Origin of the sequence: Sphaerisporangium flaviroseum (assembly GCF_039537005.1) — a bacterium.
In the GTDB taxonomy this organism is placed as follows: Bacteria; Actinomycetota; Actinomycetes; order Streptosporangiales; family Streptosporangiaceae; genus Sphaerisporangium; species Sphaerisporangium flaviroseum.
The window spans coordinates 119,968-141,801 of record NZ_BAAAZR010000027.1 but is presented as its reverse complement, the minus strand read 5'-3'; the positions used below and the strand labels follow the sequence as shown (position 1 = coordinate 141,801).

16 protein-coding genes are annotated in these 21,834 nt (G+C 68.0%); 9 read left to right on the top strand and 7 right to left on the bottom strand.

The window, feature by feature from the left end:
• Positions 1–606: 606 nt before the first annotated feature.
• Both ABD810_RS28000 and ABD810_RS27995 read right to left on the bottom strand, forming a co-directional pair.
• Complete coding sequence (locus tag ABD810_RS28000; RefSeq protein ID WP_344946849.1) at positions 607–828, bottom strand: hypothetical protein; 222 nt, start codon at positions 826–828, stop codon at positions 607–609.
• A gap of 80 nt (positions 829–908) precedes the next feature.
• A complete protein-coding gene (locus ABD810_RS27995) occupies positions 909–1,190 on the bottom strand; it encodes a hypothetical protein (protein WP_344946846.1) in 282 nt (93 codons plus the stop codon).
• Between the two features lie 406 nt (positions 1,191–1,596).
• Between ABD810_RS27995 and ABD810_RS27990 the strand changes: the two genes are divergently transcribed.
• The 5 genes from ABD810_RS27990 to ABD810_RS27970 all read left to right on the top strand — a co-directional run bounded on the left by ABD810_RS27990 (position 1,597) and on the right by ABD810_RS27970 (position 8,508).
• A complete protein-coding gene (locus ABD810_RS27990) occupies positions 1,597–2,634 on the top strand; it encodes a LacI family DNA-binding transcriptional regulator (RefSeq protein WP_344946844.1) in 1,038 nt (345 codons plus the stop codon).
• A gap of 229 nt (positions 2,635–2,863) precedes the next feature.
• Positions 2,864–4,168: an ABC transporter substrate-binding protein gene (locus ABD810_RS27985; RefSeq protein WP_344946841.1), complete on the top strand. Its 1,305-nt coding sequence runs from the start codon at positions 2,864–2,866 to the stop codon at positions 4,166–4,168.
• Complete coding sequence (locus tag ABD810_RS27980; protein ID WP_344946838.1) at positions 4,165–5,100, top strand: carbohydrate ABC transporter permease; 936 nt, start codon at positions 4,165–4,167, stop codon at positions 5,098–5,100. The genes ABD810_RS27985 and ABD810_RS27980 overlap by 4 nt, the downstream gene beginning before the upstream one ends.
• Positions 5,097–5,924, top strand: a complete 828-nt coding sequence (locus tag ABD810_RS27975; RefSeq protein WP_344946835.1) for a carbohydrate ABC transporter permease — start codon at positions 5,097–5,099, stop codon at positions 5,922–5,924. Before ABD810_RS27980 ends, ABD810_RS27975 begins: the two co-directional genes overlap by 4 nt.
• A 1-nt stretch (position 5,925) precedes the next feature.
• Positions 5,926–8,508, top strand: a complete 2,583-nt coding sequence (locus tag ABD810_RS27970) for a family 78 glycoside hydrolase catalytic domain (protein ID WP_344946832.1) — start codon at positions 5,926–5,928, stop codon at positions 8,506–8,508.
• Positions 8,509–8,617: 109 nt separating this feature from the next.
• Here ABD810_RS27970 and ABD810_RS27965 read toward each other — a convergent pair whose 3' ends face one another.
• Positions 8,618–9,991, bottom strand: a complete 1,374-nt coding sequence (locus tag ABD810_RS27965; protein WP_344946829.1) for an extracellular catalytic domain type 1 short-chain-length polyhydroxyalkanoate depolymerase — start codon at positions 9,989–9,991, stop codon at positions 8,618–8,620.
• Positions 9,992–10,247: 256 nt separating this feature from the next.
• Here ABD810_RS27965 and ABD810_RS27960 point away from each other — a divergent pair, with 256 nt between their 5' ends.
• Entirely contained in the window at positions 10,248–10,709 is a 462-nt protein-coding gene (locus ABD810_RS27960) for a MarR family winged helix-turn-helix transcriptional regulator (protein WP_344946826.1), read from the top strand.
• Positions 10,710–10,806: 97 nt separating this feature from the next.
• On the opposite strand, the gene ABD810_RS27955 is transcribed toward ABD810_RS27960, so the two are convergent.
• Genes ABD810_RS27955 through ABD810_RS27940 form a run of 4 tightly spaced genes read right to left on the bottom strand, consistent with a single transcriptional unit; the run spans position 10,807 to position 15,168 of the window.
• Positions 10,807–11,952 carry a glycoside hydrolase family 68 protein gene (locus tag ABD810_RS27955; RefSeq protein WP_344946823.1) on the bottom strand — a complete coding sequence of 382 codons (1,146 nt, stop codon included), beginning with the start codon at positions 11,950–11,952 and terminating at the stop codon, positions 10,807–10,809.
• Between the two features lie 50 nt (positions 11,953–12,002).
• Positions 12,003–12,827: a carbohydrate ABC transporter permease gene (locus ABD810_RS27950; protein ID WP_344946820.1), complete on the bottom strand. Its 825-nt coding sequence runs from the start codon at positions 12,825–12,827 to the stop codon at positions 12,003–12,005.
• The gene (locus ABD810_RS27945) at positions 12,824–13,798 is read right to left on the bottom strand and encodes a carbohydrate ABC transporter permease (protein WP_344946817.1); all 975 of its coding nucleotides are present in this window, start codon (positions 13,796–13,798) and stop codon (positions 12,824–12,826) included. Before ABD810_RS27945 ends, ABD810_RS27950 begins: the two co-directional genes overlap by 4 nt.
• 5 nt (positions 13,799–13,803) lie before the next feature.
• Entirely contained in the window at positions 13,804–15,168 is a 1,365-nt protein-coding gene (locus tag ABD810_RS27940; protein ID WP_344946814.1) for an ABC transporter substrate-binding protein, read from the bottom strand.
• Between the two features lie 150 nt (positions 15,169–15,318).
• Here ABD810_RS27940 and ABD810_RS27935 point away from each other — a divergent pair, with 150 nt between their 5' ends.
• The 3 genes from ABD810_RS27935 to ABD810_RS27925 all read left to right on the top strand — a co-directional run bounded on the left by ABD810_RS27935 (position 15,319) and on the right by ABD810_RS27925 (position 21,774).
• Positions 15,319–16,380, top strand: a complete 1,062-nt coding sequence (locus tag ABD810_RS27935) for a LacI family DNA-binding transcriptional regulator (protein WP_344946812.1) — start codon at positions 15,319–15,321, stop codon at positions 16,378–16,380.
• A 501-nt stretch (positions 16,381–16,881) separates the two neighbouring features.
• Positions 16,882–18,639 (top strand): family 43 glycosylhydrolase, encoded by a 1,758-nt coding sequence (locus ABD810_RS27930; RefSeq protein WP_425566966.1) that lies wholly within the window; start codon positions 16,882–16,884, stop codon positions 18,637–18,639.
• Between the two features lie 345 nt (positions 18,640–18,984).
• Entirely contained in the window at positions 18,985–21,774 is a 2,790-nt protein-coding gene (locus ABD810_RS27925) for a PQQ-dependent sugar dehydrogenase (protein WP_344946806.1), read from the top strand.
• The last annotated feature ends 60 nt before the right edge of the window (positions 21,775–21,834 follow it).

Sequence of the window (21,834 nt, the reverse complement as noted above, 5' to 3'; positions counted from 1 at the left end):
CCAGTCATGAGTTAGCCCGGAAGGTCGCGTCCTGGCGGCAGGCGGTGCCGGACGCCGGGACCGGCGCCACGAGGATGGCCGGCCGCCGACGCGGGCGGAGGGCCGGTGGCGGTTCCGTGACGGGCGGGCGTCCGGGGAGGAGGTGCATCCAATGCTCCTGGGCTGGTCAGAGGTCAGGCGACGGTCCCGCAAAGTTGTTACCGTTAACATTTGAGGTTCCAGATCTCCATGGCCTGCTCCTGAGGGGGTGATGTCGCGGAGTACATCCGATTGGCCGATCGGCGTCAACGAGCTGCGGCGCTCGCTGACCTGGGCATCACCGCAGGAGGACTTCCCTGCCTGGACATTCGTCCGGAGAGAGATCGCCTAGCGGTGCCTTCACAAGTGAAAGTTTCACAGAGGTTACGACTTGGCAACCGAAAGCTTCGGGCCGAATCCAGCTGAATTTTCTGACCCGGTTGTCAGGCGTAGCGGCCCCTGCCTGGCACCCGTGGATCATGATCGGCCCGCCACTCTGACGAAAGCGCCCGCGAAGGTCGGGAGCAGCGGCAACGCTCATGATCAGGAAGTGTGCGGCATCCCGACACGCTTTCGTTATGACTCGGGTCAAGAACTCTCGCGACCGGCTCGGCGCCGACCGCTGATCGAGATGGGCACCACACGATGGCCGCCATGGTGATCAGCCTGGTCCGGAAGCCGCTCCAGCGACAGCGGGTCGAACCGGATGTCGATCTTGTCGTCCGCGAGAGCATGACGGATTAAGGGAGAGCCGAAACCTTCTTTGGATCGTGCGTAGGTTTCTGGCGCGTGAACGATTGACACCGCCATGACGCGAACCTAGCGTTGATCACGGCGATGTTAGCGCAAACACTTGGAGACGACGCCATTCACTGCCGAGGCGGCCATCCTTACTCTCGGCGGAATGCCTTGAGCGCCGGCACGGGCGGGATGAGGTGTCCGCGCGGCTCGTACACCCGGTCGATGCTCAGCCCGGCGTCGATGAACGCGTTGATCAGGTCGGGTAGCGGCACGTGGCTCATTCCCACCCGGTCGCGAACCCCGCCCTCACGCCACCACGGCGAGCGCCTGTGCCGGCCCTTGATCCGGTAGGTGGGGTGGCAGATCGGGCTGCCTGGCTGGGTGAAGTCGGCGGGCACCTCCCGGTCCAGCAGGTCGACGAAGGCCTGCACGTCGGTGAGAGTGAAGCCGAGGTCGAGCAGCTTGTGGAGGGGATCGCGCGACAGCAGGATCGTTTAAAACGATTTAAGCACCCGCAGATGCCGTCAACATAAGCTTTTCCTCATAGGTCGTCAATAGGTCAGTTGAGCAACGGTTTCTGCTCCTACCACACCTCAATAGATTGTTTCCATGGCCGTTCGGGCAACGATGCCCATTACGATCATGTCCTCGGCGGCACGTGAACGACTCCACCGCTATCCCTTTCGGTCCGGAAGGGAGTGAATACATCGGGACCGTCCAAGCGCCGGCCGGGGCGTGACTCGACCGGGCCGGTGCGGCTCACAGCATGGTGGGGAGCCGAGATCGAGCCATGCCTTGAGCTCGTACACTCGGACCACGTCTCGGAAATGGAGTTTCATGGTCACGTCTGGTCGACGGCGACGAGTGACGATCGCCGACGTGGCGAGTCACGCCCAGGTCTCCGTCACCGCGGTGTCCAAGGTGATCCGCAACGCCTATGGCGTCAGCCCGGCCATGAAAGAGCGGGTCAAGACGGCCATCGAGGAGTTGGGCTACCGGCCACAGGCCGTGGCCCGGGGGATGCGCGGGCGCACCTTCACGATCGGCCTGGTGCTGCCGCACATCAGGAACCCTTTCTTCGCCGACATCCTCGACGGCCTCACCGCATACCTCGATGAGACCGACTACCAGGCGATCATGATTCAGGGAGGCGCCACCCGCAAGGTCGAGCAGCGGGCGGTCGACGCCCTGGTGGACCGGCAGGTGGACGGCCTGATCATGGTCGCCCCCCTCGCCTCGAAGGCGCGCCTTGAAGAGGTGGCCAAAGAGAAGCCCACCGTGGTGCTCGCGCGGCACGAGCGGTCCTCGTACTACGACTCGGTGTTCGACGACGACGAATCCGGCGCCGAGCTCGTCGTGCAGTACCTCATCGAGCTGGGGCACCGCCGGATCGCCCACATCACGCACCAGGACGACAGCATCGCCCGGCCCGGCGACCTGCTGCACAACATCCGATCGGCGACCTACGAGCGTGTCATGCGCGAGCACGGGCTCGCCGGCGAGATCGCGGTCGCGACCAGCTTCTACAACGAGAAGGGCGGCTACGACGGCGCCCGCCAGTTGCTGAGCCGTACGCCGCGCCCGACGGCGATCTTCGCGGGCGCCGACCAGGCGGCCTTCGGCGCGCTCGCCGCGGTCCACGAGTCCGGCCTGTCCGTACCGGCGGACGTCTCGGTCGCCGGCTACGACAACACCCACCTGGCCGCGCTGCCCAACATCGCGCTGACCAGCGTCGACCAGGACGGCGCCGAGATGGGCCGCGCCGCGGGCAAGCTCCTGCTGGAACGCGTCGAAGGCCGCATGACACCGGTGCGCTTCTCCGTCACCCCGAGCCTGGTCGTCCGCGGCTCAACGGCCGCCCCACCCGCCTCATAGGCCCGGTTCCGCCTGCTCTGGGTGGGTGAGCAGCGGTGCTTCTCGGCGGGGGAGACCTGGCCTGGACCAGGAGGGCAACGTTACTCAGGTGAAGCCTTCTCCAGTGTTTTGATCTGGGTAAATCCTGGAAACCGTTACCCAAATCGACCTTGACGACGTGTCGTGTAACGCCTACGTTAACCGCATCGGGGAGCCGTTTAAAACGATTCAATGGACCCGGAGGGACATTGTGCACACCTCGCACCTCACGCTGCGAACGGCCGTGGCCGTTCTCGCGTTAGCGGCTCTGACCTCCTGTGGCTCGGGCTCCGAGCCGACCGCCGACGGCACCGTCACCTTGTCCTTCATGACCGGCAGTGACCAGGCGATCGTGGACACCTCCAAGGCGCTGGCCAACGCGTTCATGACGGCCAACCGCACCATCAAGATCACCATTGAGCAGCAGCCGGGCGGCAGCGAAGGCGACAACATCGTCAAGACCCGGCTGTCCACCGGCGAGATGACCGATGTGTTCTGGTACAACTCCGGCTCGCTGCTGCAGGCACTCAACCCGGCGCAGACCCTGGTCGATCTGACTGGCGACCCTGTTCTGGCCAACGTCCAGCCCGACTACCTGCCGGTGGTGACCCAGCAGGACAAGGTGTACGGCGTCCCGGCCAGCACACTCAACGCCGGGGGCATCCTGTACAACCGCAAGGTCTACCAGCAGCTCGGACTACAGGTGCCCAAGACCTGGGCCGAGTTCATGGCCAACAACGACAAGATCAAAGCAGCCGGTGGCATCACCCCGGTGATCGGCACCTACAAGGACACCTGGACCTCCCAGATCTTCGTGCTGGCCGACTTCCACAACGTGCAGGCCGCGGTGCCGACCTTCGCCCAGGACTACACCGCGGGCAAGGTGAAGTACGCCACCACCCCGGCCGCCACCGGCGGGTTCCAGCATCTGGCCGACGTGCACGCCAAGGGGTATCTCAACAAGGGCTTCGGCTCGGCGGTTCTGGACCAGGGGTTGAAGATGCTGGTTCAGGGCAAGGGCGCCCATTACGCGATGCTCAGCGGGCTGTTGCCGCCGCTGCTGGCCAACTACCCCCAGACCGCCACCGATGTGGGGTTCTTCGGCATCCCCGGTGATGATCCGGCCACCAACGGCGCCACGGTCTGGGAGCCGCCGGCGATCTACATCGCCAAGACCACCGAGCACGTGGAGGCGGCCAAGAAGTTCCTGGCGTTCGTCGCCTCACCGGCCGGCACCCAGGCGGTGACCGCGGCGGTCAAGCCGTCGGGTCCGTATCGGGTCAAGGGTTCCCAGCTACCGGCCGATGCCCTTCAGGTGGCCAAGGATCTGCAGGGCTATCTCGACAAGGGCGCCACCACCCCGGCGCTGGAGTTCCTGTCGCCGATCAAGGGCCCCTCGCTGGAGCAGATCACCGTCGCGGTCGGTTCCGGACTGACCCCGCCCGCCCAGGGCGCGGCCCAGTACGACAAGGACGTGGAAAAGCAGGCCAAGCAGCTCGGGCTGGCCGGGTGGTGACCACCCAGCACGCCGGGCCCTATACCGGGCCCGGCACCCCGGACCCCGTGCGGCGGCACGCCCGCACGCCTGCCAAACAGTCCTCGGCCTACCCGTTCGCGCTCTACCTGCCCGCGGCGGTCGTCTACCTGGCCATCTTCCTGGTCCCCACCGTGATGGCCTTCTACTTCGCGCTGACCCGGTGGACGCTGTTCGACAGCACCTTCGTCGGGCTGGACAACTTCCGCGACTTTCTGGCCGAACAGAACCTGCGCATCGGTTTCCAGAACACCCTCATCTACGCCGTTGCCACCAGCGGTCTCAAGGTCGTGCTGGGCATGGGGCTGGGGGTGTTGCTGACCAGCAGGCTGCGGCTGCGTGGCTTTCTGCGGTCGGTGGTGTTCTTCCCTGTGCTGGTCTCCACCGTCGCGGTCGGCATCACCTTCAGCGCGTTGCTGCGCCCCGACACCGGTCTGATCAACAGGGTGCTGGCTCTCGTCGGGATTTCCGGGCCTGATTGGCTGGGTAATGCCACCACCGCGTTGCTGTTGGTCGCGCTGGTCGATGTGTGGAAGGGCGTCGGGCTGGCCACCGTCATCTACATCGCCGGGATCTTGTCCATCCCGCAGGACTACTACCAGGCGGTCGCCGTCGACGGTGGCACCGCCTGGCACCGGTTTCGGCACGTGACGCTTCCGCTGAGCTGGCCGGCGACCTACTCGGTGATCATTTTGTCGTTCATCGGCGGGCTGCGCTCCTTCGATCTGATCTGGACCATGACCCGCGGCGGGCCCGGGTTCACCAGCGACGTCATCGCCTCGATCATCTACAAGCAGTACCAGGCCGGCTACTTCGGGCTGTCCACCGCCGGCAACGTGCTGCTGTTCGTGATCGTGACCGCCCTCATCGTGCCGCTCAACTACTTGCTGGGCAGAAGGCAGGTCGCCCTATGAGCCGGTTGAAACGGGCCGGCGCCGAAGGCCTGGCCCTGGTCCTGGCAACAGTGATCTTCCTGGTGCCGTTCTCGTTCATGATGCTCACCGCGATCAAAGACGATGTGCAGTCCGCCGACCTGGACTTCGCCTGGCCGGTGAACCGGCCGATCGTTCAGAACTTCGTCGAGGTCGTCCAGGCACGCGATTACGTGCTGCTACGCGCTTACGCCAACAGCATGATCGTCACCGTGGCCTCGGTCGCGCTCATCGTGGTCGCCGCCGCGATGGCCGCGTTCGTCCTGCAACGCCGCGCCGGGAAGATCGGCACGCTGGCCAACTTCCTGGTGCTCTCTGGGCTGATCATTCCCCCGGCGATCGTCCCGACGATCTGGCTACTGCAGGCGATCGGGTTGTTCAAAACCCTGCCCGGCCTGGTGCTGGTCGAGGTGGCCTTCGGCCTGGCGTACGCGGTGTTGCTGTTTCGCGCGTTCATCGCGGCCATTCCCCGCGAACTGGACCAGGCCGCCATGATCGACGGCTGCGGCGGCTTTTCCCTGTTCTTCCGGGTGATCTTCCCGCTGCTGCGCCCGGTCACCATCACCGTGATCCTCACCAGCTCAGTGGCGATCTTCAACGACTTCGTCAACCCGCTGTACTTCCTGCCCGGCGACAAGAACGCCACCGTCCAGGTCACCCTCTACAACTTCCAAAGCCAGTACAGCACCCAATGGAACCTGCTGTTCATGGACATCGTGCTCATCACGATCCCCCCGCTGCTGCTGTTCATCTTCTTCAACCGCAAGATCGTGGCCGGCATGACCGCCGGCGCCATCAAGGGATGACATGACCTTCCTGAACCTCGAACCGATCACCTACGAACACCACCGACACCCCCTCGGCGTCGGCGAGAGCACCCCCCGCCTGACCTGGACCACCACCACCGACATCCCCGGCTGGCTCCAGCGCGCCTACGAAATCGAACTCGGCGACGGCACCACCACCCGCCTCATCGAGTCGGGGGAGTCGGTACTCGTTCCATGGCCGGGCCGACCACTGCGCTCCCGGGAACGACGCGGCGCACGAGTGCGCGTCCACGGACACGACGGCTCGGCAAGCGACTGGAGCCCCTGGTCCTGGGTGGAGACGGGCCTGCTCGACCCGGCCGACTGGAAGGCGGGCGCGGTGGCACCGCCGCTTGAGCTGCTAGGCCTGCCCGATGGCCCGGCGCTGCTGTTGCGCCGCGACTTCGCCACCCGTGCCCCCGTCGAGCTGGCCCGCCTGTACGTCACCGCGCACGGCACGTATGAGGTCGAGCTCAACGGCGAGGTCGTCGGCGACGACGTCCTCGCCCCCGGCTGGACCAGCTACCACCACCGCCTGCGCTACCGCACCCACGACGTCACCACGCTGCTGCGCGAAGGCGGCAACGCCATCGGCGCCACCCTGGCCGACGGCTGGTACCGGGGCCGGCTCGGCTTCGCGGGCGGCAAGACCGACCTGTACGGCGACCGTACCGCGCTGATCGCCCAACTGGAGATCACCTACTCCGACGGCACGACCGACACCATCGTCACCGACACCACCTGGCGCTGCGCAGCCGGCCCCGTCACCGCGGCCGGCCTGTACGACGGCGAGAAATACGACGCCCGCCTGCTCCCGTCCGGCTGGTCGAAGCCCGGCTTCGACGACACCGCCTGGCTGCCCGCCGACGCCCTGACCCACGACCCGGCCCTGCTGGTCGCACCGACCGGCCCGCCGGTACGCCGGACCGAGACACTGCGCCCGGTCGAGGTCCTGACCGGTCCGTCCGGCGAGACCATCGTGGACTTCGGGCAGAACATCGCCGGCCGGCTGCGCATCCGCGTCCAGGGCCCGGCCGGACACACCGTCACCCTCCGCCACGCCGAAGCCCTGGAGAACGGCGCCCTCGCCCTGCGCCCCCTCCGCCACGCCGCCGCCCAGGACGAGTACACGCTGCGCGGCGACGCGGAGGGTGAGGAATGGGAGCCGCGCTTCACCAGCCACGGCTTCCGCTACGCCCAGATCGACGACTGGCCCGGCACACTGGACCCGGCCGACGTGGTCGCCGTCGTCTGCCACACCGACATGCGGCCCCTCGGAGTGTTCGACTCCTCCGATCCGCTGCTGAACCGGCTGCACGACAACGTGTCCTGGAGCATGCGCGGCAACTACCTCGACATCCCCACCGACTGCCCGCAACGCGACGAACGCCTCGGCTGGACCGGCGACATCCAGGTCTTCGCCCCCGCCGCCGCCTTCCTGTACGACTGCGCGGGACCGCTCTCCTCCTGGCTCGCCGACCTGGCCGCGGAGCAGATGGAGCACGGCACCGTCCCGCACTACGTGCCGTGGGTGCCGCAGCTGTTCGGCACCACACCCACGGCCGCCTGGGGCGACGCGGCGGTGCTCGTCCCGTGGACGCTCTACCAGCGCACCGGCGACCTCGGCCTGCTGCGCCGCCAGTACCCGAGCATGAAGGCGTGGGTGGAGCAGGTCGCCGGCCTCACCGGTGAGGACCACCTATGGGACGAGGGCTTCCAGTTCGGCGACTGGCTGGACCCGGCCGCGCCCCCGGACGACCCGGGCCGGGCCCGCACCGACCACACGCTCGTCGCCACCGCCCACCACGCCAGAACCGCCGCGGTCCTGGCCGAGACGGCGGCGCTGCTCGGGCACGTGGCCGACGCCGAGCACTTCGCCGTGCTGGCGGCGCAGGTCCGGGCGACGTTCAACCGCGAGTTCGTCACGCCGTCGGGCCGGCTGGCCTGCGACACCCAGACCGCCTACGCGCTGGCCCTGAGGTTCGGCCTGCTGGACGACCCCGCGCAGCGCGAGCGGGCCGGGCGACGGCTGGCCGAGTTGGTCGCCGCCGACGACCACCGCATCGGCACCGGCTTCGTCGGCACCCCGCTCGTCTGCGACGCCCTTACCGAGGCGGGCGCCATCGAGGACGCCTACCGGCTGATGCTGCAGACCAAGTGCCCGTCCTGGCTGTACGCGGTGACCATGGGCGCCACCACCATCTGGGAACGCTGGGACAGCATGCTGCCCGACGGGACCATCAATCCCGGCGAGATGACCTCCTTCAACCACTACGCGCTCGGCGCGGTGGCCGACTGGATGCACCGCACGATCGCCGGCCTCGCCCCCGCCGAACCCGGTTACCGCCGGTTGCTGGTCCGGCCCCGTCCGGGCGGCGGCCTGACCCGGGCCCGCGCCGCCCACGTCACCCCGTACGGCCGGGCGGAGGTGAGCTGGGAGCGCGACGGCGAGCAGCTGACCCTGGTCGTCGTCGTACCGCCGAACACCACCGCCGCGGTTCACCTGCCCAGCGACCCGGACACCGCCATCGAGGCGGGCGCGGGACGCCATGTCTTCCGCCGCGTGCTCGGACAGGTGGCCTGATGATCCGCCATCATGACTTCGAGCACGAGCACCTGCTGGCGCCCCGGTTGTGTGCCGGGTCCGGGCGAGGTCGCCTGGACCCGGCGGGTTGATGCCGGCCGGCCGAAGGTTATGACCTGGTCCATCTCTGGGCGGCCTGGCCGTTGCAGGTGGCGACGGTGACGGTGGAGCCGTTTCCGGTGCCGGTGACGTTGAGGCAGAGGTTGTTGGCGCCGTTGGTGACCGTGCCGCCGGAGGTGAAGGTCCACTGCTGGTTGCTGTTGCCGTGGCAGTCCCACAGTTGGACGCGGGTGCCGGAGCCGGCGTTCGTCGGGGAGTCCAGGCACTTGCCGAGGATCTGGAGTCTGCCGGAGCTGTAGGCGAAGCGCTGGTTGGCGTTGGTGTGGCAGTCGTAGATCTGGAACTGGGTGCCGTTGGCGTTGGCGCTGTTGGGGGAGTCGACGCAGCGGCCGGCCGCCTCGTTGCGCAGGCGGAACTCGGTCGCGGGGGTCGGAGTGATCGTCGGGGTCGGGGTGACGGTCGGAGTGATCGTCGGGGTCGGGGTCGGCGTCTGGGAGGGGTTACCGCCGGTCAGGCCGAAGAACTGCAGGGCGACGGCGGCCATGCCGCTCGACGGGAGGTTGTGACCGGCGCCCTGGATGGCGTACGCCTCGACCCGCACCGTTCCGGAGGAGTCGGCGTAGCGGCGGCGGTTCCAGTTCGCCTGCGGGGTGTCCGTGCTGGTCGGCGTCTGGCTCAGGCCGTGCACGTTGGTCCACTGCTTGATCTCCTCCTCCAGTTCGGAGTAGGCGACCACGTTGTCGTTGGTGCCGTGCCACAACTGCATCCGCGGCCACGGTCCCCGGTAGCTCGGGTTCGCGTTACGTGCCCGGTCGCCCCACTGCTGCGCGCTGATGTTGACGCACGGGGCGGCATTGCCTCCAGGCTGGTAGGCCGCCTCGTTGGGGAAGCACGTGAACGGCACGCCCATGAACGCCGCGCCCGCCTTGAACACCTCCGGGTACAGCGCCAGCATGGCGTTGGTCATCATGGCGCCCGAGGAACTGCCGGTCGCGAACACCCGGTTCGGGTCGCCGCCGCGCTGCTGCAGGGCGTAGTTCACCATGGACATGAGCGACACCGGGTCGGTCTGGCCGCCGCGCACCTTCGACGCCTCGGACCAGTTGTCGAAGCAGTTGCCCTTCTTCGACGCCGACGGGTAGATCACGATGAAGCCGTACCGGTTGGCCAGCGACGCGAACTCGCTGGAGGAGTAGAAGCCGGGCCCGGAGCCGCCGCACGGGTGCATGGCCAGCACGACCGCCGGATTGGCGGGGGGGTTGTCCGGCACGTAGATGTGCATGCGCAGGTTGCCGGGGTTGGCACCGAAGTTGGTCACCTCGGTCAGCGTGGCCGCGGCGGCGGGGTGCGTGAACACCAGGGCCGCGACAGCGGACAGCAGTACGGCGCAGGCGCCGGCCAGCGCTGCGATCACTCGCTTCATCCGCTCTCCTTTGCTTGAGGTCGAAATGTTTCTCTGCGTGGTGCACGGGGCCGCGGCGCCGCCGACTCACGAGGCCTTGCAAACAGCCGGTATAGAAGCGGTCTCACCCGGAGGTCAAGGGGCCGCCGTACAGGGCGACGGTGCCGCACGTCCGGCAACGGCGCCTATCCGCTGCATATCAAGCGACTTGTTATCAAGCTGCTTGATATATGGGTCGCGAAACTTTCACCCGAGGACTGCGCGTTATCGTCTCCTGGTGACCCCTCGCCGTGCCTCTGACGCCGACCAACCGCCCGCAGCGCGCCTGAGCTACCTGGTGTACCGCCTCGAGCGTCGAATCCGCGCCCGTCTGGACGAGGCGCTCGCCCGGGACGGCCTCACCACCACGGAGTACATGGCGCTCAGCGAGCTGCGCATGCGCGACGGCGCCTCGTCGGCAGAGCTGGCCCGCATCGCCTTCGTCACACCGCAGGCGATGAACCTCGTCGTTCGCGACCTGGAACAACGCGGACTGATCCGACGCGACCCGCATCCGGACGGCGGCCGGGTCCTGTGCGCACGTCTCACCCGCGAAGGGCTGGCCGCGCTACGGCGATGTGATCGCCTGCTCGACGGCATCGAAGAAGTGATGCTCGCGGAGATCGACGACACGATGCGCAAGACGCTGGTGGAGAACCTCACCATGTGCGCACGGGCCCTGCGTCCTGACGCGCCTTGAGCCTGCCGGACGGTGGCGACGTCGTCATCGACCAGGCCGCGCCTACGGCCTCTGGGCATGGTGCAGGCCGAAGCAGCGGATGCTCGTGATGTTAGCGCTAACGATCAGTGAGATCGTGGCTATTTATTGAGGTGGTGAGTCCGTCGAGGGCGAGCCTCAGGACGGGGGCCACCGTCCCGGCGAACCCCGCCCGTGCCTCGGCCATGCCGGCGTCCCTCAGATCCTCGCCGCCGGGGGAGCGGTAGTTGAGGAAGCTCACCACCCGAAGGTCGGCCAGTACCAGCCAGGCATACGCCTGGTCGGGGTGGGCGGGGGGGTTGCGGATCACCAGCCCGGAGCCGTTGAGCGGGCGGTACGGGCCGGTCAGGGCGGGGGCGGCGAAGCCGTACAGTCCGGTGGGCGCCGAGCCTCGCGGGTGGAAGGCGTGGTGCTGGGTCACGAAGAAGAGGTAGTACGTCGAATCGTGCACGACGACGTGCGGCCGTTCGATCTCGTGGTTGACGCCGTCGGCCACCAGGAGCGGCGGGCCGAGCGACCAGCCGCCGGGCCGGGCGCCGGCGAGGGCGATCGCTCCCATGAAGCCGTCGTGCCAGGGGACGGACGCGGCGACCAGCAGGTGTTCACTTCCGTCGGCGGGGTCGCGGAACCAGCCGGGGTCGCGGAAGGCGCGGATGCCGCCGGGGGCCCCCTCGGTCTCGTCGGCCGGTAGGTACGTCCGGCCATCCGAACGCAGGATCTCCCGGTGATCGGCGTCCTTTTCCAGCGTGACGACGCCGTCGCCGGTGAGCAGGCGGGGGCGGGCCTCGGCGACACGCTGGGAGAACGTCGGTCGCGGCTCGCCGCGGCCGCCGGCCGCCGTGTAGAAGACCGAGACCGTGCCGTCGGGCCTGCGCACCGCCGATCCCGACCACTCGCGGCCGCCCAGGGACGCGCCGTCGGCGAACACGTGCCCGAGATCGGTCCAGCCGTCGCCGCCTCTCCCGAGCAGGCGGAGCCGGGCGCGGCCGTGGCGCTCCTCCGGATGGCCGGTGGCAGGCGCCGCCAGCGCCATCCACAACTCGAGGCCGAGAACGATGGACGGTGTGCCGTCCTCCTCCTGGACCGGCCACAGGTCCCACACGTCGTCCGACGGCAGCACGCGGGGCGCGGGCCAGGAGGGGACGACCGGCGCCGTCGTCGCGGCGCTCTCGGTGAGCCCGCCGAGGTGCCGTCGCGTCCACCGCGCCGGTTCGATATTGTTCACGCGGTCTCCTCGGTGGCGCGCAACGCCTTCCGTAACGGTGGTGTCGTCCATCAGCCCTTCAGGGACCCTTGCAGCAGAGCCGTGACGAACCGGCGCTGGAAGATGAGAAAGATCAGCAGGGTCGGGGCCAGGATGAGGAGCGACCCCGCGCACAGCAGCGGGATGTCGGTGCCCCACTGGCCTTGGAAGGCGCCGAGGGCGCCGGACATCGTGCGGTTCAGCGGGTCGTCCACCAGCACGATGGCCAGGAGGAACTGGTTCCACGTCCACAGGAACAGCAGAATGGCCAGGGACGAGATCGCCGGCATGGCCAGCGGCACGTGCACGCGCCAGAACAGCTGCCATACGTTCGCCCCGTCGATCCGCGCGCTCTCCGACAGCTCCTCGGGCATGTTCACGAAGTGCGCCCGCATCCAGAACACCGAGAACGGCATGAACAGCCCGATCAGCGGCAGGATGATGGCCCACCGGGTGTTCAGCAGCCCCATGTCGCGCACCTGGTAGTACAGCGGCGTGATGACGCCTTCGAAGGGCAGCGTCAGACCGAGCACGAACGCGAGGAACACGACACGCCGCCCCGGCATGCGCAGGTGGCCGATGGCGAAACCGGCCATGGTGGCGATGACGAGCGAGAGCGGCACCACGCCGAGCACGATGAGCGTGCTCGACTTCAGCAGCTCTCCCATGCGCGCCGCCTGGAAGGCCTGCAAGAAGTTGTCCCAGTGCGGGTCGGCGGGCCAGCTGACGCCGGGCGGGTAGGTGCCCGGCGGGTGGAGGGCCGTGACGAACAGGCTGAGGAACGGCAGCAGCGTGATCGCCATCAGCAGGACCAGGAGCAGCCGTCCGGTCCACGCCTCCCGGCGCGCGATGATCATGAGGACCTGTCCCTGGTGAGCCATTGGATGGGAAGGGCGACGGCGATGACGAGCGCCATGAGCACCACGGCCAGCGCCGACGCGACGCCCACCTGCCGTTCCGAGAAGGCCAGGTAGTAGATCTCTAGGCCGGGGACCATGGTGGCGTTGCCGGGGCCGCCCTGCGTCGAGATGTAGACGATGTCGAAGCTCGCGAGGGCCGCGATGACGGTCACCGTGACGCAGACGGCGATCTCCTGCCGCAGGCTCGGCAGCGTGATCGAGACGAACTCGCGCAGCGGCCCGGCGCCGTCCAGCCGGGCGGCCTCGTAGAGCGCCGGGTCGATCTTGCTCATGCCCGCGAGCAGGAGCAGCGTGCACAGGCCGAGCAGCACCCACGCGCCGATGACCCCGACCGCGGGCAGGGCGGTCGCGAAGTCGCCCAGCCAGGCCCGCGTCACCCCGCCGAGGCCGAGGTAGGTGAGCAGCTGGTTGACCAGCCCGGTGGAGGAGAGCAGCCAGCTCCACGCGATGCCGGCCGCGACGAGTGGGATGACCTGCGGCAGGAAGATGACGGTCCGCGCCACGAGCGCGAGCCGGCTGGCGGCGATGCGCCGGATCGTCGAGGCGATCGCGAGGCCCATCACGACCGGGATCGCGCTGAAGAACACGATCAGCTTGACGGCGTTCAGGATGGAGTCGAACAGGTCGGGGTCGGTGAACACCTTCAGGTAGTTGCCGAATCCGGCCCAGGTGGACGGCCCGATGCCGTCCCATGTGTACATCGAGTACTGGAACGTCAGGGCGATCGGCCGCAGCACGAAGACCGCGTAGAAGCCGAGCGCGGGCAGGACGAACAACCAGCCGATGCGGCCCGGCGTGCGGAGCCCCCCGCGCCCCAGGGGGCTCCGTGCCGTGGTCGTGGTCGTGGCCGTGGGTCCGGGCCGGCTCTCGGCGAGATCGACCGCTTTGTCGGGAGTCGGCCCTGTCATCGGTGCTAGTTCCCTCCGATCTGGCTCTTGTAGTCGCTCTGCACGGACTTCAGCAGGCCGTCGGGCGTCTGCTGGCCGGCGACCATCTTCTGCAGGTTCGGGGTCCAGCTCTTGGCGTAGATCGCGCCGGTGGCGTTGGCGATGAAGTCCATCGCGCCGTCGTCCCCGGCGATCTTCGCGCCGGCGGCGAGCGTGCTGTCGGTGACGGTGCCCGGCTTCACCTGCGGCATGTGCGCGTCGGCGGGGCCCATCGGGTGCGAGCCTCCGATCTCTACGGTGATGTCACGGGCCTTGGAGTCCGTCGCCACCCAGTTGAGGAAGAACGCCGCGCAGTCGGCGTTCTTGGCCCGCGCGCCGACGCCGAACGCGAGCGGGGCCGACATCGCGGCCAGCTTGCCGCCGTCCTGCGCGGACGGCATGAGGAAGAAGCCGACGTCGCCCGCCATCTGCTTGTCGAGGTTGCCCGACTCCCAGTCGCCGTTGAACATGAACAGGCCCTTGCCGTCGATGAAGCGGCTCATCATCGTCGCGTAGTCGACGGCGTTGACGTCCTTCCAGAAGTACCCGGCCTTGACCCACTTCTCCAGATGCTGTGCGGCCTGGAGGTTGGACGGGGTGTCGATCGTGGCGCCGGGCTTCTGGAAGATCCAGTCGTTGATCGGGGCCGCCGGGCCGTACGCGGCCATGAGGTTCTGCAGCGGGAACGCGAGGCCGCCGGTGGCGCCGCCGTTGAACTGGGCGATCGGGTCGACGCCCGCGGTCTTGGCCTTCGCGAGCAGGTCGTCGAGCTCCGCCAGCGTGGTGGGCGGGGCCGACATGCCGACCTTGGCGGCGAGCTTCTTGTTGTAGAAGACGCCGGTCATGCTGAAGTTGAGGCCCGTCGCGTACAGCGACCCCTCGCCGCGGGTCTTCCCCCCGGGGGTGAGGCGCATCTGCTGGAGCTGTGAGGCGGGCCACTTGTCCCAGCCGAACGCCTGCGCGTAGCCGTCCATGTTCTTCAGCAGGTTGTCCTTGACCAGCTCGGAGACCTGCGGGAGCCGCATCAGGTCCGGCGGGTCGTCCGCGAGCACACGCGGGGCGTTCTGGGTGATCACCGCGAACTGGTCCTCGCGGATGTTCCACTTGACGTTCGGATGCTGCTTGGAGAACTCGGTGGCGAGCGCCTTGGTTATGGGGAACCCGGTTTCGAAGTAGGCGTTGAGCGTGACCGGTGCCGTGCCGCAGGCCGGGGCCGTCGAGGGGGAGGTGCCGGTGGTGGGCTCGGCCTGGGGGGCGTCGCTTCCGGGCGCGGCGCAGCCGGTGGCCAGCGTCCCTCCCGTGATGACCACGAGCGCGGCCGCAAGCCAGCGGGGGCGAACTCGACGCGACATCTGCGTCTCCTCCGTGCAATGGGACCGCTGACCTGCGCCAAAGGTCCCGATTTGGTTTGCTAAATCGTATTAGCAGTGCGATAGTCTCACCGTACGTCTCCGCCGATGTCAAGACCCCGTAATACGACCTGAACATTTGGAGGTCCGCCGGTGAGCCCACGCCGGGTCACGCTGGCCGATGTCGCCAAGGCCGCCGGGGTGTCCCCGACCACCGCGTCCCTGGTGCTGTCGGGTCGTGGGCGGGAGATGCGCATCTCCCAGGAGGTCGAGTCGCGGGTCCTGAAAGCGGCGGACGAGTTACAGTACCGTCCGAATGCGGTCTCGGTGGGACTGCGCACCGGCACGACAAGCACGATCGGCTTCGTGTCCGACACGGTCGCGACCTCACGGCTCGCCGGGGACATGATCAAAGGCGCGCTGGAGGCCGCGCGGGACCGTGGCGTGATGCTCTTCATCGGTGAGACCGAGGGCGACCCCGAGCTCGAGCGGCGTCTGCTGCAGGCCATGCACGACCGCCAGGTCGACGGCATCGTCCTGGCCTCGATGTACACAAGGACGATCAAGGTCCCCAAAGAGATCACGGCCTCGCCCGCCGTCCTGCTCAACGCGCTGCCCAAGCAGCCGTCGGCGCTGCCGTCGATCCTGCCCGACGAGATCGAGGCCGGGCGCACCGCCGCGCGTGTGCTGCTGGAGGCCGGCCACCGCGACGGCATCCACCTGATCGGCGCCGGTCCCCGGACGCGTGACGTGCCCGGGGGCGGCCTCGCGGCCGTGGAACGGCTCACCGGCATCCGCGAGGTGCTGGGGGAGGCGGGGGTCAAGATCGCGGGCGGGCGGCTCTGCGCCGACTGGCAGCCGGAGTACGGCCTCGACGCCACGCGCGCGATCCTGGAGTCCGGTCGCCCGGGCGCGTTGATCTGCTTCAACGACCGCCTCGCCTTCGGCGCGTACCAGGCTCTCGGCGAGCACGGCCTGCGTGTCCCGGACGACGTCTCGGTGGTCTCGTTCGATGACCACCCCCTCGCCTCGTGGATGCGCCCCAAGCTCACCACGGTCGCCCTCCCGCACTACGAACTCGGCAGAAAAGCGGTGGACGTGCTGTTCGACGAGATCCGCCACCACCGCACCGGCGCCGTCCGCGAGACCGAGGTGCACCGCGTCCCGATGCCGGTGCGCACACGCGAGTCCATCGCACCGCCGAAGAGTCCTTAGGGCTACCTATCAGATCATGCGCATGGCTTGCGGCCACGATTGACGCCAGAGCTGATTCCGCAGGCCGATGGCCATTGGACGTGCAGCGCACAGCCTACTTCGCCGCAAATATAGGTGTATGAGCGGGTAATAAATCGTATTCATCGGGTGATCTGAGAACGAGCCCGAGTGAAAGTTTCAGACTCGACCTGCCACGGGCGCTCCTCTCCACAAGACTCGAAGGCCCAGCTCAGAAGGGATGTCGAGGTTCGTGACGTCGGCCAGGGGGCGTTCCGGAGACTTGACCCTCTGTGAAGCATGGGATTGGCTCCGCGCGTGGAGATACCGAACGGCCGCCTCGGTGCAGCCCGCGAGGATTGCCGGGGGACGCTCTGCGTAATCGGCTTCCCTCTTTGTCGGCGCTTCGATGTGAGCGCTAACAACAGGAGTGCGGCCGGTTAGGTGAGTCCTCCTCCGAACGCGACGCGCAAGGCGGGTGGTTACCGCCTTGGGAAGGTGATCATGAGATATGCGTCATCGCTTCCGGCACACTTCCGGTCCAGGCGTGGTCTCGCCTGCATCTTGAGCCTGCTTTGCCTCATGACATTGCTTCCGGCCGGGCCGGCCAGAGCGGATAATCCCATCGTCCAGACGGTTTATACGGCGGACCCTGCACCGTTGGTATATAACGGGCGGGTTTACCTGTATACCGGGCATGATGAGGATAGTTCGACGTATTTCACCATGCGGGATTGGCGGGTGTGGTCGTCGGCGGACATGGTGAACTGGACCGATCATGGGTCGCCGTTGAGTCTGTCGACGTTCAGCTGGGCGAGCGCGGATGCGTGGGCGGGGCAGGCGGTCTACCGCAACGGCAGGTTCTACTGGTATGTGCCGGTCAAAGACCGTGCCAGTGGGCAGATGGCGATCGGAGTGGCGGTCTCCAGCAGTCCGACCGGGCCGTTCACCGATGCCATCGGGCGGCCGTTGGTGCGCAACGGTGAGATCGATCCGACGGTGTTGGTCGACGACAACGGGCAGGCGTACCTGTACTGGGGCAACCCTAACCTGTGGTACGTGCGGCTGAACGCCGACATGATCTCCTACTCGGGCAGCCCCACGCAGATCCCGTTGACCACCGCGGGGTTCGGTGCCCGCAGCGGGAACACCAGCCGGCCGACGTTGTACGAGGAGGGGCCGTGGGTGTTCAAGCGCAACGGCCTGTACTACAACGTGTTCGCGGCCAAGTGCTGCTCGGAGTTCATCGGGTATTCCACCGCCCCTGGTCCGACGGGGCCGTGGACCTACCGCGGGACGGTGATGCCGACCCAGGGCGGTAGTTTCACCAACCACCCCGGGGTCATCGACTTCCAGGGCAATTCGTATTTCTTCTACCACAACGGCGCGTTGCCGGGTGGTGGTGGTTTCACCCGTTCGGTGGCGGTGGAGCGGTTCAGCTACAACGCCGACGGCACCATCCCCACCATCAATATGACCACCTCTGGGCCGCCACAGGTGGGCACGTTGAACCCTTATATCCGTCAGGAGGCGGAGACGGCCGCCTGGTCGCAAGGGGTGGAGACCGAGCCCGCGAGTGAGGGCGGGATGAACGTCGGGTTCGTCGAGAACGGTGACTACCTCAAGGTCAGGGGTGTGGCGTTCGGTTCGGGGGCGACCGGCTTCAGCGCCCGGGTGGCCTCGGCCACCAGCGGCGGCCGGATCGAACTGCGCCTGGGCGGCGCGAGCGGCACGCTGGTGGGCACCTGCACCGTCCCGGGCACCGGCGGCTGGCAGACCTGGACCACCGTCACCTGCCCCATCACCGGCGCCACCGGCACCCACGACCTGTTCCTCAGGTTCACCGGCGGCACCGGCAACCTGTTCAACCTCAACTGGTGGCAGTTCACCGCAGGCAACGACCCGACACCGACCCCGACTCCCACACCCACGCCGACTCCCACGCCCACCCCGACTCCCACGGCCGGCGGTGCGTGCAGTGCGGTCTACCGCACCACCAGCACCTGGTCCGGCGGCTACCAGGGCGAGGTCACGGTAACGGCGGGCGCCGCGGCGATCAGCCGCTGGACCGTCCAATGGACCCCGGCCAACGGCCAGACCATCTCCCAGGTCTGGAACGGCACGCTGACCACCAGCGGCTCGTCCGTGTCGGTCGGCAACGCCTCTTACAACGGCTCACTCCAGCCGTCCGCCTCGACGACGTTCGGCTTCCTCGCCAACGGCACACCGTCGGCGCCGTCCCTCGTGTGCACGACCTCGTGAACGACGGTCCTGACGGCCGGCAGGGGCGGCTCGCCCTGACACATGTCCTTGAAACCAACGGAGAAGGCGGACCGTGAAGCCGATGCCTTGAAGGCGCCGGACACGCTCGCCGGAGCTCGCCCTGCTGGGAGGGGCGATGGTGCGGGGTGGGGCGATGGGAGAGGTGGTGAACCGGACCCGGGCCGCCCTGCTCCGCGCCACCGGCGCCGTCAACGGCGCGGCGCCGAAGATCACAACGCCAGGGTGTCACTGCGGATACCCGCCTCGCTCATGTGAGTTCCGCACAGCAGGAAGGAATGAGGTCCCATGTCCCGACGTCGTCCGTGGCTCAGGATGCTAGCCACGATGGCGCTGGTGAGTCCGGTGGTTCTCGCGCTCACCACTCCGGCGGCCGGCGCCCTGGCCATCCCCCCATCTGAGTACCAGCACATCAGCCTCGCGTCCGGCGGCACGGAACTGGGCGAGGCGATGTCGCTGGCCGTCATGCCCAACCGATCCGTCCTTCACACGTCTCGCGATGGCACCCTCCGCGTCACCGACGTCAACGGCAACACCAAGGTCGCTGGACGGCTGAACGTCTACACCCATGACGAGGAAGGTCTGCAGGGGGTCGCCGTAGACCCCGGCTTCTCCAGCAACCGTTACGTATGGCTGTACTACTCGCCGCGGTTGAGCACCCCCAGCGGCGACGCCCCCGCCACCGGTACACAGGCACAGTTCGACCAGTGGAAGGGCGAGCTGTACCTGTCGCGCTTCACGCTGAAATCCGACGACACCCTGGACCTGGCCGGCGAGAAGGTCGTCCTGCGGGTGCCCAACGACCGGGGCATGTGCTGCCATGTGGGCGGGGACATCGACTTCGATGCGGCCGGCAACCTGTACCTGACCACCGGCGACGACAGCAACCCGTTCGAGTCCGCCGGTTACTCTCCGCTGGACGAACGTACCAACCGCAACCCGCAGTACGACGTGCAGCGCTCGGCGGGCAATACCAACGACCTGCGCGGCAAGGTGCTGCGCATCAAGCCGCAGCCCGACGGCACGTACACCATCCCGGCCGGCAACCTTTTCGCGCCCGGCACGGCCCGGACCCGGCCGGAGATCTACGCGATGGGCTTACGCAATCCGTTCCGGATGAGCGTGGACAAGGCCACCGGCATCGTCTACCTCGGCGACTACGGCCCCGACGCCGGGTCGACCAACTCCAACCGCGGGCCCAGCGGGCAGGTGGAGTTCGACCGCATCACCAGCGCGGGCAACTACGGCTGGCCGTACTGCACCGGGACCAACACCACCAGCGAGACCTACAACGAGTGGAACTTCGCCACCAACAGCACCGGCCCGAAGTACAACTGCGCGGGCGGCCCCGCCAACAACTCCTTCCGCAACACCGGCCTCGCCACCCTGCCGCCGGCCACGCCGAGCTGGATCAAGTACGCCGGGGACTCGGGTTCGCCACCGGAGTTCGGCAGCGGCTCCGAATCGCCGATGGGCGGCCCGGTCTACCGCTACGACCCCAACCTCAACTCCAGCGTCAAGTTCCCGCAGTCGCTCGACGGGCGGTACTTCGCCGGGGAGTACGGCCGCCGCTGGATCAAGGCCATCGAGGTCAAGAGCAACGGGGCCTACGGCGAGATCTCAGCGTTCCCGTGGAACGGCACCCAGGTCATGGACATGGCGTTCGGTCCCGACGGTGCCCTGTACGTGCTGGACTACGGCACCGGAAGTAACAACCAGGCGCTGTACCGGATCGAGCACATCGGCGCGACGGCCAACCGCAACCCGATCGCCAAGGCCGCCGCTGGCACCACTACCGGCCCGGCGCCGCTGACCGTGAACTTCTCCTCGGCCGGCAGCTCCGACCCCGAGGGCGGCGCGCTGACGTACTCGTGGAACTTCGGCGACGGCACCACCTCCACCGCCGCCAACCCGTCCAAGACCTACACCGCCGATGGCACCTTCACCGCGACGTTGACCGTCCGCGACCCGCAAGGGCTCACCGGGACCGCGAGCGTCATCGTGACCGTGGGCAACACCGCGCCGTCGATCACCCTGGCCCAGCCGGGCGACGGCCAGCCGTTCTCCTTCGGCGACACCGTCCCGTTCCAAGTGACCGGAAGCGACGCGGAAGACGGTGCGCTGGACTGTTCGAAGGTCTCGGTCGCCTACTTCCTCGGCCATGACAGCCACAGCCACCAGATCACCGGCAAGACGGGAAGCTGCAGCGGATCGATCACGGTGCCGGTGGACGGCGAGCACGACGCCGGGGCCAATCTGTACGGCCTGTTCGTGGCGTCCTACACCGACAACGGCGGCCTGACCGCCACCAGCACCCGCACGCTCCAGCCGCGGCACCGGCAGGCCGAGCACTTCACCGCCCAGCAGGGCGTGCAGACCGCCGACCACACCACCGCCGAAGGCGGCAAGACGGTCGGCCTCACCGACGACGGCGACTGGATCTCCTTCCAGCCCTACTCACTGACCGGCACCACCAGGCTGACCGCACGAGTCTCCTCCGCCGGCGCCGGCGGGCGGATCGAGGTGCGGGCCGGCTCGGCGACCGGCACGCTGCTCGGCACGGTGACCGTGCCGGTGACCGGAAGCTGGGACACCTTCGCGGACGTCACGGCGAACCTCGCCGCCATGCCCACCGGCACCACCACGCTGTACTTCGTCTTCCGAGGGAACACCGGGCAGGGCTACCTGTTCGACCTGGACGCCTTCACCATCGACGCCGCCTCCGGTACCGATCAGACCGCGATCCGTGGTGTGGGCTCGGGCCGGTGCCTGGATGTGAACGGTGCCCTACAGACAAACGGCACCTATACCGTGATCTGGGACTGCAACGCTCAGGCCAACCAGCAGTGGACCTCGACCGCCGCCAGTGAGCTGCGGGTGTACGGCGGCAAGTGCCTGGATGTGAACGGTGCCGGTACCGCCGACGGGACCGCGGTGATCATCTGGGACTGCAACGGGCAGAACAACCAGAAGTGGCGCCTCAACGCCGACGGGACCATCACCGCGGTTGGTGCCAACAAGTGCCTGAACGTGACCGGCGGCGCCACCGCCAACGGCACCCGCGTGCAGATCTCCTCGTGCACCGGCCAGAACAACCAGAAATGGACCCGCGCCTGACGACCCCGCTCACCCGCTGAAGTGGCATCGTGGCCCGGCCCGCCGGCCGGGCCGCGGCGT

Bases quoted from the DNA above. Each gene is read 5' to 3' on its own strand.
- ABD810_RS27925 (WP_344946806.1), top strand. From the start codon at position 18,985: ATGGCGCTGGTGAGTCCGGTGGTTCTCGCGCTCACCACTCCGGCGGCC.
- ABD810_RS27945 (WP_344946817.1), bottom strand. From the start codon at position 13,798: ATGACAGGGCCGACTCCCGACAAAGCGGTCGATCTCGCCGAGAGCCGG.
- ABD810_RS27990 (WP_344946844.1), top strand. From the start codon at position 1,597: ATGGTCACGTCTGGTCGACGGCGACGAGTGACGATCGCCGACGTGGCG.
- ABD810_RS27940 (WP_344946814.1), bottom strand. From the start codon at position 15,168: ATGTCGCGTCGAGTTCGCCCCCGCTGGCTTGCGGCCGCGCTCGTGGTC.
- ABD810_RS27950 (WP_344946820.1), bottom strand. From the start codon at position 12,827: ATGATCATCGCGCGCCGGGAGGCGTGGACCGGACGGCTGCTCCTGGTC.
- ABD810_RS27970 (WP_344946832.1), top strand. From the start codon at position 5,926: ATGACCTTCCTGAACCTCGAACCGATCACCTACGAACACCACCGACAC.
- ABD810_RS27930 (WP_425566966.1), top strand. From the start codon at position 16,882: ATGAGATATGCGTCATCGCTTCCGGCACACTTCCGGTCCAGGCGTGGT.
- ABD810_RS28000 (WP_344946849.1), bottom strand. From the start codon at position 828: ATGGCGGTGTCAATCGTTCACGCGCCAGAAACCTACGCACGATCCAAA.
- ABD810_RS27965 (WP_344946829.1), bottom strand. From the start codon at position 9,991: ATGAAGCGAGTGATCGCAGCGCTGGCCGGCGCCTGCGCCGTACTGCTG.
- ABD810_RS27975 (WP_344946835.1), top strand. From the start codon at position 5,097: ATGAGCCGGTTGAAACGGGCCGGCGCCGAAGGCCTGGCCCTGGTCCTG.